10 protein-coding genes and 1 other RNA gene are annotated in these 14,423 nt (G+C 55.9%); 4 read left to right on the top strand and 7 right to left on the bottom strand.

The genetic code is table 11. The features are described 5' to 3' along the window. Positions 1-97 precede the first annotated feature (97 nt). A non-coding RNA gene (locus tag ABLU78_RS05495) (RtT sRNA) lies at positions 98-230 on the top strand. Between the two features lie 117 nt (positions 231-347). Here ABLU78_RS05495 and ABLU78_RS05490 read toward each other — a convergent pair. Beyond that, the gene (locus ABLU78_RS05490) at positions 348-791 is read right to left on the bottom strand and encodes an Lrp/AsnC family transcriptional regulator (RefSeq protein ID WP_032707801.1); all 444 of its coding nucleotides are present in this window, start codon (positions 789-791) and stop codon (positions 348-350) included. A gap of 107 nt (positions 792-898) precedes the next feature. Between ABLU78_RS05490 and ABLU78_RS05485 the strand changes: the two genes are divergently transcribed. Next, the gene (locus ABLU78_RS05485; protein ID WP_047046031.1) at positions 899-1,795 is read left to right on the top strand and encodes a DMT family transporter; all 897 of its coding nucleotides are present in this window, start codon (positions 899-901) and stop codon (positions 1,793-1,795) included. On the opposite strand, the gene narI is transcribed toward ABLU78_RS05485, so the two are convergent. The 5 genes from narI to ABLU78_RS05460 all read right to left on the bottom strand — a co-directional run bounded on the left by narI (position 1,792) and on the right by ABLU78_RS05460 (position 10,226). Continuing rightward, positions 1,792-2,469, bottom strand: coding sequence for a respiratory nitrate reductase subunit gamma (narI, locus tag ABLU78_RS05480; protein ID WP_015367083.1), 678 nt, complete (start codon positions 2,467-2,469; stop codon positions 1,792-1,794). The genes ABLU78_RS05485 and narI overlap by 4 nt on opposite strands. Continuing rightward, complete coding sequence (gene narJ / locus ABLU78_RS05475) at positions 2,469-3,179, bottom strand: nitrate reductase molybdenum cofactor assembly chaperone (protein ID WP_015705098.1); 711 nt, start codon at positions 3,177-3,179, stop codon at positions 2,469-2,471. Before narJ ends, narI begins: the two co-directional genes overlap by 1 nt. Then, positions 3,176-4,711: a nitrate reductase subunit beta gene (gene narH / locus ABLU78_RS05470; RefSeq protein WP_015705097.1), complete on the bottom strand. Its 1,536-nt coding sequence runs from the start codon at positions 4,709-4,711 to the stop codon at positions 3,176-3,178. The genes narJ and narH overlap by 4 nt, the downstream gene beginning before the upstream one ends. Further along, positions 4,708-8,451 (bottom strand): nitrate reductase subunit alpha, encoded by a 3,744-nt coding sequence (locus ABLU78_RS05465; RefSeq protein ID WP_015367086.1) that lies wholly within the window; start codon positions 8,449-8,451, stop codon positions 4,708-4,710. Before ABLU78_RS05465 ends, narH begins: the two co-directional genes overlap by 4 nt. 386 nt (positions 8,452-8,837) lie before the next feature. Next, positions 8,838-10,226 carry a NarK family nitrate/nitrite MFS transporter gene (locus ABLU78_RS05460; RefSeq protein WP_045386267.1) on the bottom strand — a complete coding sequence of 463 codons (1,389 nt, stop codon included), beginning with the start codon at positions 10,224-10,226 and terminating at the stop codon, positions 8,838-8,840. A gap of 311 nt (positions 10,227-10,537) precedes the next feature. Between ABLU78_RS05460 and narX the strand changes: the two genes are divergently transcribed. Both narX and narL read left to right on the top strand, forming a co-directional pair. Then, positions 10,538-12,316: a nitrate/nitrite two-component system sensor histidine kinase NarX gene (gene narX, locus ABLU78_RS05455; RefSeq protein ID WP_048228663.1), complete on the top strand. Its 1,779-nt coding sequence runs from the start codon at positions 10,538-10,540 to the stop codon at positions 12,314-12,316. Positions 12,317-12,326: 10 nt separating this feature from the next. Beyond that, the gene (gene narL, locus ABLU78_RS05450) at positions 12,327-12,977 is read left to right on the top strand and encodes a two-component system response regulator NarL (protein WP_015705094.1); all 651 of its coding nucleotides are present in this window, start codon (positions 12,327-12,329) and stop codon (positions 12,975-12,977) included. Here narL and ABLU78_RS05445 read toward each other — a convergent pair. Continuing rightward, positions 12,974-14,350 carry a YchO/YchP family invasin gene (locus ABLU78_RS05445; protein WP_032707794.1) on the bottom strand — a complete coding sequence of 459 codons (1,377 nt, stop codon included), beginning with the start codon at positions 14,348-14,350 and terminating at the stop codon, positions 12,974-12,976. The genes narL and ABLU78_RS05445 overlap by 4 nt on opposite strands. Positions 14,351-14,423 lie beyond the last annotated feature (73 nt).

The following is a 14,423-nucleotide window of genomic DNA, read 5'->3' as shown; positions in this document are numbered from 1 at the left end:
ACTGTAAATCTGCCGTCATCGACTTCGAAGGTTCGAATCCTTCCCCCACCACCATCTCCTCATGTCATGCCCAGCTTAATCTACCTGCGATATTCTATATTCTGCCCTACGGGGAAGGATGAGAAGCTTCGACTAAGGTTCGACTCGAGCGTCAGCGAGAGAACGTTGCCGCAGGCAACGGCCCGAAGGGCGAGGCGCTTTAGCGCCGAGTAATCCTTCCCCCACTACTGTTGCATTCTCTTCAGCCACCTGCACTGCCATCTCCTCGCTCGCGCTTCGCTTAGCGAAGCTACAGGTGGTGCCGTTTGGTAGCCCGGACAGGTGCGCAGCACCGCCTCCGGGAAAACTCACAGCGGGGGCAATCGTCTTTTTACCGGTGAACTCTTCACCACCGATGTATTGCACTGCGCATACTCTGCGAGACCATCCAGTATCGTATCCAGCTGCGTAATATCACGGACCACAAGACGCATAACAAAACAATCCTCTCCGGTGACCTTGTCACTTTCAATACACTCCGGCATAGCCTGGATATATTTATCCACTTTTTGCAGCAATCCCGGTAGCGGTCTCACTCGTACTAATGCCTGCAGACTATATCCCAGCGCCGCCAGATTCACCCGCGCGCCATAACCCTCAATTACCCCTTTTTCCTCAAGGCGTTTTACCCGCTCGGCGGTACTCGGCGAGGTCAATCCCACCTGCGCGCTCAATACCTTGAGCGAAACTCTGGCATCTTGTGTCAGGCAGGTCAGAATCGCCCGGTCTATTTCATCAATTACGTATTCCATTTATTTCACCTAATTAATAAAGGCATTCATCTGTTTTTACCTTATTTCAGATATATCAAGCTGTCAGGCTTTTCACGACAATAATGGAAAACTTCTGGAGGTGAAATATGCAGCTTTCTCGTGGTGTCTGGCAGATGAGCCTGGCGATGATCATTTCCGGCTCGATTGGCGCATTCGTGCTGCTCTCAGGGTTGCCGGTAATCGACGTGGTTTTCTGGCGCTGTCTTATCGGCGCGGTCACATTATTGCTGTTTATTTTGTTAAGCCGGCAACCCTTCAGCCGCCTGACGCGCCTCACTCTGGCGCTGGCAGTCCTTGGCGGCGTCGCGCTGGTGATCAACTGGCTGCTGCTGTTTGCCGCCTACTCACGCGTTTCTATCGGGATGGCCACCGTGGTCTACAACACCCAGCCCTTTATGCTGGTATTACTGAGCATGATACTAGGTGAAAGGGTAAGCGCGGTAAAATGGGGATGGTTACTGCTGGCCTTCAGCGGCGTGGTGATTCTGCTATCGAGCGAACTAACTCCCACCCACGGCGACAATCTCGTTACTGGCATTGCACTGGCGTTATGCGCGGCGTTTTTTTATGCCCTGACCGCCATTATCGCCCGCAAGCTGCAGTCGCTACCGGCGCAGCATATCGCTTTTATTCAGGTTATCGTCGGTACGGTAATGCTTTTGCCGCTGGTTCATGCCCCCGAGTTTAACGGCCATTTTGCCTGGCGCTATTTGCTGATCCTCGGCATCGTCCATACCGGGATTATGTATCAACTTTTATATAGTGCGATTCAAAAGCTGCCGACGCCGGTCACTGGTTCGCTCTCGTTTATCTATCCACTGGTGGCTATCGTGGTTGACTATCTGGTTTTCCATCATGCGCTCACGCCGCTGCAGTTGGCTGGAGGGGTGCTGATTCTGTTTGCTGCGGCGGGCAACAACCTTGGCTGGGGCGAAAAAAAACCCCGCCATGGCGGGGTAAGTCAGCCGTCGCGAATGAACTAGCGACGCGCGCGCACAATCTGGTATTTGCGCGTCAGGTACTCGACCGGCGCGCTCCAGATGTGAACCAGGCGCGAGAACGGGAACAGCAGGAACAGCGTCATCCCCAGCACCAGGTGAACTCGGAAGACAAAAGCTACGCCATCGAGATGCTGCGAAGCTCCGCCGTGGAAGGTCACCACCGACTGCGCCCAGCCGACCAGTTTCATCATTTCGCTACCGTCCATATGCTGGGCGGAGAATGGAATGGTCAGCAGACCCAGCGCGCATTGCACCATCAGCAACGAGAGGATCAGGATATCCGCTGTGGTGGTGGTAGCACGAACGCGCGGGCTCAGCAGACGGCGCTTGAGCAGCAGTAAACCGCCGACCAACGTCATCACGCCGCACGCCCCGCCGGCAAACATCGCCATTTTCTGCTTCACGTCGATCGGCAGGAAGGACTCATACATCCAGTGCGGGGTCAGCATACCGAGGAAGTGACCGGCAAAAATACCCAGGATCCCGATATGGAACAGGTTTGACGCCAGGTTCATCCCTTTACGATCCAGCATCTGACTGGAGGCAGCGCGCCAGGTGTACTGGCCGTAGTCGTAGCGCAGCCAGCTGCCAATAAGAAACACTGAACCCGCAATGTACGGATAGATGTCAAAGAAGAACATATTCAGGAAGTGCATTAGTGCTGTCCTCCGTTAGAGATATTCAAATATTGCGGGGCCACGGCTCCGGCAAAACGGCGCTGGTGAGCGGAGATTTCCGACTCGCCGCAGCCCTGGTCGGCAAAGAATTTGACCTGCTCTTCTTCCCAGACGGCATCCAGCGCCTGCGGTGTATCGTCGCGGGCCTCGTCGGCAATCTTCTCCGCCACTTTCTGGCTATCGACCTGAGTATTGGCAAGCTTCAACAGCAGCTCGAACAACACCGCATAGCGGCTCTCGCGCTGTTGCAGACGCGCGCTGAGCAGGCCAAGGATTGGCGCAACGTCCCGCAGGCCGCCAAGCGCTTCCTCTTCCGGCAACTGCGCCAGATACTCAAGGTACAGCGGCAGGTGATCCGGCAGCTCATGGCTATCCAGCAGCAGACCGTGGCGCTCGTACTGCGCCATCAGGTCGACCATCGCCTGCCCGCGATCTCGGGACTCGCCGTGCACATGTTCAAACAGCAGCAGCGAGGTGGCGCGGCCGCGGTCAAACAGCTCGCTATACGCCGATTGGGCGTCCAGCGGATCCTGAGCCACTAAATCGCGCAGGAAAACGCCCAGCGCCTGGGCATCTTCTTTGGCGAGTTTTTCCGATGACGCGAGAGCCTCGAACATCTCCTGCTGATGCTGCCATAAGGCAGCGTCAGGGTATTCGAGCAGACGCGACACAATCACGAGTTCAATCATGCGTGCGGCTCCGTTTTGCTGGTAACGTCAATGGCGTCAATGCGACGGCTGTTAAACAGGTTGAATTCGCTGTCAGAGCCGTGGCAACCATCGCCGAAGGTAAAGCCGCAACCGCTCTTCTCCGGGAAGGCATCGCGAGCCTGTTCGCGATGGCTGCTCGGCACCACGAAACGATCTTCGTAGTTAGCGATAGCCAGATAACGGTACATCTCCTGCGCCTGCGCTTCGCTCAGCCCGACCTCTTCCAGCGCGCGGGTATCGACGATGCCGTCGACGGTTTCCGCACGTTTGAAGTGGCGCATCGCCAGCATACGTTTCAGCGCCAGCAGTACCGGCTGGGTATCGCCCGCGGTCAGCAGGTTCGCCAGATACTGGACTGGAATACGCAGGCTTTCTACATCCGGCAGGATCCCGTTGCTACCCAGTTCGCCCGCATCGGCCGCGGACTGAATCGGCGACAGCGGCGGCACGTACCAAACCATTGGCAAGGTGCGATATTCCGGGTGCAGCGGCAGCGCCAGCTTCCAGTCCATCGCCATTTTGTAAACCGGCGACTGCTGCGCGGCTTCAATTACGCCCTGCGGTACGCCATCTTTTAACGCCTGTTCAATCACTTTTGGATCGTTAGGATCGAGGAAGACGTCCAGTTGACGCTGATACAGATCTTTCTCATTCTCGGTGCTGGCTGCGTTTTCAATCGCGTCCGCGTCGTAGAGCAGGACACCGAGATAGCGAATACGTCCCACACAGGTTTCGGAACACACCGTCGGCATCCCGGATTCAATACGCGGGTAGCAGAAGATGCATTTCTCGGATTTCCCGCTCTTCCAGTTGAAATAGATCTTCTTGTACGGGCAGCCGGTGATGCACATACGCCAGCCGCGGCACTTATCCTGGTCGATCAGGACAATACCGTCTTCTTCACGCTTATAGATGGCACCGCTCGGGCAGGTCGCGACGCACGCCGGGTTCAGGCAGTGCTCGCATAAGCGCGGCAGATACATCATGAAGGTGTTTTCGAACTGGCCGTACATCGCCTTCTGCATGTTTTCGAAGTTCTGGTCTTTGGCGCGTTTTTCAAACTCGCCGCCGAGGATCTCTTCCCAGTTCGGGCCGCTGGTAATTTTGTCCATCCGCTGGCCGGTAATCAGCGAACGCGGACGAGCGATCGGCTGATGTTTGCTTTCCGGCGCGTTATGCAGATTCTGGTAGTCAAAATCAAACGGCTCGTAGTAATCATCGATTCCCGGCAGATGCGGGTTGGCGAAGATTTTACCCAGCAGCATCGCGCGGTTGCCCATGCGCGGCTGCAGTTTACCGTTGATTTTACGGATCCAGCCGCCTTTCCATTTTTCCTGGTTTTCCCAGTCGTTCGGGAAACCGACGCCCGGCTTACTTTCTACGTTGTTAAACCAGGCGTACTCCATCCCTTCACGACTGGTCCAGACGTTTTTGCAGGTTACGGAGCAGGTGTGGCAGCCGATGCATTTATCGAGATTCAGCACCATGCCGACTTGTGAACGAATTTTCATTTTACGCTCTCCTGTACCTGGTCATTACCTTCGCCGTCTAACCAGTTAATGTTCTTCATCTTACGTACCACAACAAACTCATCGCGGTTGGAACCGACGGTGCCATAGTAGTTAAAGCCGTACGCCAGGTGGCCGTAGCCGCCGATCATATGGGTCGGTTTTGGCGTAATACGGGTAACCGAGTTGTGGATCCCCCCGCGCTGACCGGTAACTTCAGAACCCGGCAGGTTCACGATACGTTCCTGCGCGTGGTACATCATGGTCATTCCTGCCGGTACGCGCTGGCTCACTACCGCACGCGCCGTCAGGGCGCCGTTGGCGTTGAAGACTTCGATCCAGTCGTTATCCTCGATACCCAGATCTTTCGCATCCGCTTCGCTCATCCAGACGATCGGCCCGCCGCGCGACAGAGTCAGCATCAGCAGGTTATCGCTATAAGTAGAGTGAATCCCCCACTTCTGGTGCGGCGTCAGGAAGTTCAGTGCCTTCTCCTTATTGCCGTTGGATTTTTCGCCCATCACCGCTTTCACCGAACGGGTGTCAATTGGCGGACGATAGACCAGCAGGCTTTCGCCAAAGTCGCGCATCCACTGGTGATCCTGATACAGCGACTGACGGCCGGACAGCGTACGCCACGGTATCAGCTCGTGGACGTTGGTATAACCAGCGTTATAGGAGACATGTTCGTCTTCCAGGCCAGACCAGGTCGGGCTGGAGATGATCTTACGCGGCTGCGCCTGAATATCGCGGAAGCGGATCTTCTCGTCTTCTTTGTTCAGCGCCAGATGCGCATGGTCGCGGCCGGTAAATTCGCTCAGCGCTTTCCACGCCTTCACGGCTACCTGACCGTTAGTTTCCGGCGCGAGAGTGAGGATCATCTCAGCGGCGTCAATAGCGGTCTCCAGCTTCGGCTGGCCTTTCGCCGGGCCTTCCGCCTTGGTGTAGTTGAGCTTACGCAGCAGGTCCATCTCGCTCTGGGTATTCCAGGCGATACCTTTACCGCCGTTGCCGATGGTTTCCAGCAGCGGGCCGATAGAGGTGAAACGCTCGTAGGTCGCCGGATAATCACGCTCGACCGGAATAATATGCGGCGCGGTTTTACCTGGGATCAGGTCACATTCGCCTTTTTTCCAGTCTTTAACGTCAAACGGCTGCGCCATTTCCGCGGCGGAATCGTGCTGAATCGGCAGCGTCACGACGTCGGTTTCTTTGCCGAGGTGGCCTACGCAGACTTCAGAGAATTTCTTAGCGATACCTTTATAGATGTCCCAGTCGCTTTTGGATTCCCAGGCCGGGTCAACGGCGGCAGACAGCGGGTGAATAAACGGATGCATATCCGAGGTATTCATATCGTCTTTTTCGTACCAGGTTGCGGTCGGCAGTACGATGTCGGAGTACAGACAGGTGCTCGACAGACGGAAGTCGAGCGTGACGACCAGATCCAGTTTGCCGTCGAGACCGTTATCCCGCCATTCGACTTCTTCCGGCTTCACGCCGCCCTGCTTGCCAAGGTCTTTGCCCTGAATACCGTTCTCGGTACCCAGCAGGTACTTGAGCATATATTCATGGCCTTTACCGGAGGAGCCCAGCAGGTTGGAACGCCAGATAAACAGGTTACGGGGATGGTTTTTACCGTTCTCCGGCTGCTCGGCCGCAAAGCGAATAGACCCCTCTTTCAGCGATTTCACGGTGTAATCGACCGGCGTCATACCGGCTTTCTTCGCTTCGTCAGCAATACGCAGCGGGTTCACGCCCAGCTGCGGCGCCGACGGCAGCCAGCCCATACGCTCAGCGCGCACGTTGAAGTCGATCAGATGTCCGCTGTAGCGGGATTTATCCGCCATCGGCGACAGCAGTTCCTGCGCGGTGACGGTTTCATAGCGCCACTGGCTGGAGTGGTTATAGAAGTACGATGTACTGTTCATGTGGCGTGCCGGACGCTGCCAGTCAAGGCCGAACGCCAGTGGCTGCCAGCCAGTCTGCGGACGCAGTTTTTCCTGACCAACGTAGTGCGCCCAACCGCCGCCGCTCTGGCCAACGCAGCCGCAGAAGATCAGCATGTTGATCAGCCCGCGGTAGTTCATGTCCAGATGGAACCAGTGGTTCAGGCCCGCACCGACGATAATCATTGAGCGGCCATGGGTCTTATCGGCGTTATCGGCAAATTCGCGCGCGGTACGGATGATGTGCGCGCGGGATACGCCGGTGATTTTTTCTGCCCAGGCCGGAGTGTACGCCTTGACGTCATCGTAGCTGGTCGCGCAGTTTTCATCGTTCAGACCGCGTTCCAGGCCGTAGTTCGCCATGGTCAGGTCGTAAACGGTAGTCACCAGCGCGGTGGAACCATCGGCCATCTGCAGGCGTTTTACCGGCAGTTTGTGCAGCAGAATGTTTTCGAGGTCGACTTTGTTGAAATGCTCGGACCCTTCGCCGCCAAAGTATGGGAAGCCGACGTTGGCGATATCATCATGGCTGCCAAGCAGGCTCAAGCGCAGTTCAATCTCTTCGCCGGTTTTACCATCGCGCTGTTCGAGGTTCCACTTGCCTTTGTCGCCCCAGCGGAAACCCAGAGAACCGTTAGGTACGGTCATTTCGCCCTTCTCGTCAAAGGCGACGGTTTTCCATTCCGGATTCTGCTCCTGGCCCAGGGAGTCAACCAGGTCGGCAGCGCGCAACATACGGCCAGCGGCATAGTAGCCGTCGCGCTCTTCGAGCATGACCAGCATCGGCATGTCGGTGTAGCGACGTACGTAATCGGTGAAGTACTGGCTCGGTTTATCGAGGTGGAACTCACGCAGCATGACGTGGCCCATCGCCAGCGCCATCGCGGCATCGGTACCCTGCTTCGGCGCCAGCCACAGATCGCAGAGCTTGGCGATTTCGGCATAGTCCGGAGTAATCGCCACGGTTTTGGTCCCTTTGTAGCGAACTTCGGTAAAGAAGTGCGCGTCCGGGGTACGGGTCTGCGGGACGTTGGAGCCCCAGGCGATGATGTAGCTGGAGTTATACCAGTCGGCAGATTCCGGCACATCGGTCTGTTCGCCCCAGGTCATCGGCGAGGCTGGCGGCAGGTCGCAGTACCAGTCGTAGAAGCTCAGACAGGTACCGCCAATCAGCGACAGGTAACGGGCGCCGGACGCATAGGAAACCATCGACATCGCCGGGATCGGCGAGAAGCCTGCCACGCGGTCTGGACCGTAAGTTTTGACGGTATAGACGTTTGAAGCGGCAATCAGTTCGTTCACTTCTTTCCATGAAGAACGAACAAAACCGCCGCGACCGCGGGCCTGTTTAAAGCTTTTCGCTTTATCGGCATCTTCAATAATTGAAGCCCATGCCTCAACCGGATCGCTATGCTGAACTTTCGCTTCACGCCACATCTTCATCAGACGCTTACGCATCAGCGGATATTTCAGGCGGTTAGCACTGTACAGATACCAGGAGTAGCTGGCGCCGCGCGGGCAGCCGCGTGGTTCATGGTTCGGCAGATCGGGGCGGGTACGCGGGTAATCAGTTTGCTGGGTTTCCCAGGTGACCAAGCCATTTTTGACATAAATTTTCCAGCTGCATGAGCCGGTGCAGTTCACACCGTGAGTGGAACGCACGATTTTGTCATGCTGCCAACGCTGGCGGTATCCATCCTCCCAATCCCGGTTGGTTTTAAGAAGCTGGCCGTGCCCATCGGCAAAGGTTTCACCCTTCTGTTTGAAGTAGCGAAACCGGTCCAGAAATTTACTCATCGGGTTTCTCCTGATATGGAGCCTGACGGCTCTCTGATAAATCGACATTGCTGGATTTGCAGCGAAAATAGCGCCATGCCGGAAGAGGAGAATTGATGGCGATCAATGCGAAATAGCTTATAAATCCGCACCCAACCCACAGATACCACCAAAGTAGTAACGATATTTATTAAATATCCAATTGTTTTATAAGGATTATTTTAAATATGACAGAATGTTAACCGGGATTTATGCCACGCTTAGGTATTAAGTGGTAGATGACGTACCGATAGTTATTTCCCTGAATTCAACAGCTTTGCACAAGTAAAAGTATGTTGTAACTAACAACAAATAATAAAAAGGGCGCACCTTGTGGCGCGCCCTGTCACTTCACATTAAGAAAAGACTTATTTCTGTTTACGGCCGTATACCGCCCAGGTGATTACTACGCAGGCAATATAGAAAACGAGGAAGACTTTCATTGCCCCGGCCGGCGAGCCGGTCAGATCCAGCGAAATACCGAACGCTTTCGGAATAAAGAAACCACCGATCGCGCCAATCGCCGAAATAAAGCCCAACGCCGCGGCGGTATCCGTCGCCGCTTCACGCATCGCTTGCGCTTCGCTGCCGCCCTGCGCTTTCACGCGGTCCATCGTAAGCTTACGGAAGATCACGGAAATCATCTGGAAGGTAGAGGCGCTGCCCAGCCCGGCGGTCAGGAACAGCACCATAAATACCGCGAAGAAGGCGATGAAGTTGCCGCCCTGACCATTTGTCGGCAGAGTCAGGAACAGTAACGCGCAGAAAATAGCCATCACCACGAAGTTCACCAGCGTCACGCGGGTCCCGCCGAGACGGTCGGAAATCGCCCCGCCCATCGAGCGCGCCAGCGCGCCAATAAACGGACCGAAGAAGGCGTAGTGCAGGATCTGCACGTCCGGGAACTGGGTTTTTGACAGCATAGCAAACCCGGCGGAGAAACCGATAAAGGAACCAAAGGTCGCCAGATACAGCAGCGCCATAATCCACAGATGCAGGCGTTTAAGTACCGGCAACTGTTCGCTCAGCGATGCTTTTGAGGCCGACAGATCGTTCATAAAGAACCACGCGGCCAGGGTAAAGATGATCAGGAATGGAACCCAGATCCACGCGGCGTTTTCCAGATACAGCATTGAGCCATCCGGCTGCTCGCTACCGCTACCGCCAAAAATGGCAAAGATAGAGAGCGAGACCACCAGCGGCGCAACCAACTGCATCACGCTGACGCCCATGTTACCCAGACCGCCGTTAACCCCCAGCGCGCCGCCCTGCTTCTCTTTCGGGAAGAAGAAGCTGATGTTCGCCATACTGGAAGCAAAGTTAGCGCCGGCAAAGCCGCACAGCAGAGAGATAATCACGAACACGCTAAACGGCGTGGAGGTATCCTGTACCGCAAAGCCCAGCCAAACGCACGGAATAATCATGATACCGGTACTGAACGCCGTCCAGCGGCGGCCGCCGAACAGCGGGACCATAAAGGCATAAGGTACGCGCAGCAGCGCGCCGGAAAGCGCTGGCAATGCGGTCAACATAAACAGCTGATCGGTAGTGAACTGAAAACCCACTTTATTGAGGTTTACCGCGACGGCGCTAAACAACATCCAGACGCAGAACGCCAGTAAAAGACAGGGAACGGAGATCCATAAATTGCGGCTCGCCACACGGTGGCCGCGCTGTTGCCAAAACTCAGGATCTTCAGGACGCCAGTCGGTGATGACTGAGCTGCTAGCCTTCTCCGGGATTGAAGATTGACTCATAGATACCTCTGATTATTCATATTTCCTGATGCTACCTTAGGGGTTGTTCAAGGCTGTAAGTTGATATAAATCAAAGGAAAAGCGCGAGCCATTTTGTACAAAAATAAATCATGCTCCGAAATGAGTAGATAATTATGAGAAAAAAAGTGTGGTTTTTCACGCGACTGCTGGGTTCGTGGTTATCCCTCCCACCACAGCACCTACCACCGACAATTAAGGGGTAATCCCTTAGGGGTATGGGTATACTCCAGGGGATAGCCGAGAATAAGCGCCACTCCCGGAGAGATGACCCATCAGGAGCCACCCATTCCATGTTAAAACGTTTGTTTACGCCGCTCACATTGGTTAATCAGCTGGCGTTAATCGTACTGCTCGCCACCATCATCGGCGTGGCCGGTATGGCGATATCCGCCCGCCTGGTGCATGGAGTGCAGGGCAGCGCCCACGCCATTAACAAGGCAGGCTCGTTGCGTATGCAGAGTTACCGCCTGCTGGCGGCTATTCCGCTGACGGCCAACGATCAAAAGCTGTTTGACGATATGACCGCTACCGTTTTCAGCCCGGAGTTGCAATACTCCGCGCGTCGTGACGGCCAGGAAGTACAGCTGAAAGCGCTGCAGCAATATTGGCAGTTGTCGCTGGGACCGGGCATGAAACAGGCCGTCAGGCAAAGCGATGTGGCACAGGATGTCGCCGACTTTGTCGACCGTATTGACCAGTTGGTTACCGCTTTCGACCACACCACCGAACAGCGTATCGAGCGCGTGGTCTGGATCCACCGCATCCTCGCCATCGGCATGGCGCTGCTGCTGATCTTTACCATTATCTGGCTGCGCGCCCGCCTGCTGCGGCCATGGAAACAGTTACTGGGTATGGCGCGGGCGGTCAGCCAGCGCGATTTTACCCAGCGCGCGCACATCAGCGGTCGCAACGAAATGGCGACCCTCGGCATGGCATTGAATAACATGTCGGAAGAGCTGGCGGAAAGCTACGCCGTGCTTGAACGGCGGGTACAGGAAAAGACCGCCGGGCTCGAGCAGAAAAACGAGATCCTGGCCTTTTTATGGCAGGCCAACCGTCGGTTACACTCCAGCGCCCCGCTGTGCGAGCGCATCTCACCGGTGCTGAACGGTCTGCAGGGGCTGACGCTGTTACGAGATATTGAAGTGCGGGTGTATGACCTCGAGGATGAAGACAATCATCAGGAGTTTGCCTGCCACTCCGATATCGAATGCGATGATAAAGGCTGCTATCTGTGTCCGCGCGATCTTCCCCCGCTGCCGGATGGCGGCACAACGCTGAAATGGCGGCTATCAGACGCGCATAACCAGTATGGCATCCTGCTGGCCACGCTGCCGGTTGGCCGCCACCTGAGCCACGACCAACAGCAACTGGTGGATACGCTGGTGGAACAGCTGACCAGCACCCTGGCGCTGGATCGCCATCAGGAAAAACAGCAGCAGCTCATCGTGATGGAAGAACGCGCCACCATCGCCCGCGAGCTTCACGACTCTATTGCCCAGTCACTCTCGTGCATGAAGATGCAGGTGAGCTGTCTGCAGATGCAGGGCGATAGCCTGCCGGATGAATGCCGGCTGCTGTTGGGGCAGATCCGCAACGAACTCAATACCTCATGGGCGCAGCTAAGGGAGCTGTTAACCACCTTCCGCCTGCAGCTTACCGAGGCGGGTCTGCGCCCGGCGCTGGAGGCCAGTTGTCAGGAGTACAGCGCGCACTTTGGTTTCACGGTACAACTGGATTATCAGTTGCCGCCGCGTTTTGTCCCGTCGCATCAGGCGATTCACCTGCTGCAGATCGCCCGCGAGGCGTTAAGCAATGCGTTGAAGCATGCTAACGCGACGGAAGTCACCGTGACCGTGTCACAACGCGATAATCAGGTACGTTTAGTCGTTGCCGATAACGGCCGCGGCGTACCGGAAAACGCGGAGCGAAGTAACCATTACGGTTTAATTATTATGCGGGATCGCGCGCAAAGCTTGCGCGGCGACTGTCAGGTGCGCCGCCGGGAGACCGGCGGTACCGAAGTCGTGGTGACATTTATCCCGGAAAAATCGTTTTCAATCCAATAAGGAGACCCCTATGAGTCAACAGGAACGGGCAACCATCCTTCTCATTGATGATCATCCCATGCTGCGCACTGGCGTAAAGCAACTGGTTAGCATGGCGCCGGACATTCAGGTTATCGGCGAAGCCAGTAATGGCGAACAAGGTATCGAACTGGCGGAATCGCTGGATCCGGACCTGATTCTACTGGACCTTAATATGCCAGGGATGAACGGCCTCGAAACGCTCGACAAGCTGCGGGAAAAATCGCTCTCCGGCCGCGTGGTGGTATTCAGCGTCTCCAATCATGAAGAGGACGTAGTGACCGCCCTGAAACGCGGCGCCGACGGCTACCTGCTGAAAGATATGGAACCAGAAGATCTGCTGAAAGCGCTGCAGCAGGCCGCTGCAGGCGAAATGGTATTAAGCGAAGCGTTAACCCCGGTACTGGCCGCCAGCCTGCGCGCTAATCGCGCCACGTCCGACCGCGACATCAGCCAGTTGACCCCGCGCGAGCGTGATATTCTGAAGCTGATTGCCCAGGGCCTGCCGAACAAAATGATTGCCCGCCGCCTGGATATCACCGAAAGCACCGTTAAAGTGCATGTGAAACACATGCTGAAGAAAATGAAGCTGAAATCACGGGTTGAAGCCGCCGTCTGGGTTCACCAGGAACGGATCTTCTAAGGCGATTCCGTCCAGGAAACGTCGGGAGCCGTAAACGTCACCAGCGGTTCGGTCAGCGCCAGTGCGATCTCATTGGAAGAGACGCGCTGACCCGATTTATCTTCAACCACCACCGACAGACGCCAGCGATTCACCGCGCCCGGCTCGCTGTTCCACACCGGCATAATGATGCTCCAGCCATCCGCACTGTTGGCATTAACCGGCGGCGTCAGGCTTAGCGCCTGAGTGTCCCCCTGCCAATGCAACGATTTAATGCCGTGCAGGCTATTAATTTGCAACTTCAGCTGTACCGTTTCGCCGGAGTGCAGATCCCACGGCGGCGTCGCCAGATAGACCGTCAGATTCTTACGCTGTCGATACTCCACTACCGGCAGATTATCGCGTTCCGGACTATCGTAGCGGCTGCCGCGTAGCGAGTTGCTGATAGCCACTTCATCCGCCGCCAGTTGCTGCTTCAGCGGAACCCCAAAACGATAATTCAGCTTCAGGCCGACATTATTCTGGCTGACGCCATTTTCACCCTGTTTGTGTTTAGCGGTGACCGTCACCAACGGTACCGGGGTGTAATTCAGTCCCACCGAAACCGCCACCGGATTATGGTATCCGGTACCGGAATGAAACAGATCGACGCTATCGCCGAAGTACTGTTCGACGCTGACGCTGGTATTGATGTGCTGATAAAACGGCAATCGTGCCTGGGCAGTCACGTCATAACCGACGGCCATCCGCTGCTCCTGGGTCTGATTTTCCCGCAACTGCCAGTCGCCAAGTGGGTGGTAATAGTTGGCCGATAAGCGCAAATACTCGCCCCAGGCTTCCGCGCCGATGCTGCCGCGCGCCAGGCTCTCGCTGAGCACTTTGTCGTAAAACGAGTTATAACCCAGCAGCCAGCTACCGACACGCCAGCGCTGGCCCAGCCCAACATTGCCAACCAGATCGTTCTCGCGCCGGGTAACCGAATATTGATTCCAGGTGAGGTAACGCTCATTGTCCTGCAGCGGCACAAACCAGCTACCCTTGCTGCCGGTGAAGTTACCCTCTTTATCCACCAACAGGTCGATATTGGCATTACCCCACGGCGACAGCCAGTTTTCCAGTTGATGGCTGAACTCATTGCCTATTTTGCTGATGGCGAACATCCGCGCCTGCTCGCCGGTGGTGAGTCCGTTATCGCTCATGCTGGCTTCGCCGAATTTCTTGGCCATCTCGGCGAAATGTTTGGCATCGTCGTCGACCTGCGGCGCTATGCCTAAATCGGGCAGCGTCGTTTGCGGCGGCATACTGTTATCGTTAGCAATCAGCGCCCAGGCGGGAGCGCCTGTCAGCAGCAGGAGAAACGTCAGTGATGGGGTTAAGCGGTACGGCAAAGGCATCAAACGGATTAACGTAAGCTCACGGGGAATAACAACATCACGCTAGTTTATCGTTTTTTGCCCTTCCCCGCAG

This window comes from Klebsiella sp. JN_Kp122, assembly GCF_040062085.1.
Taxonomy (GTDB): domain Bacteria; phylum Pseudomonadota; class Gammaproteobacteria; order Enterobacterales; family Enterobacteriaceae; genus Klebsiella; species Klebsiella aerogenes.
Note: the sequence above shows the minus strand (reverse complement) of the source record. Positions and strands in the feature narration are given on the sequence as shown.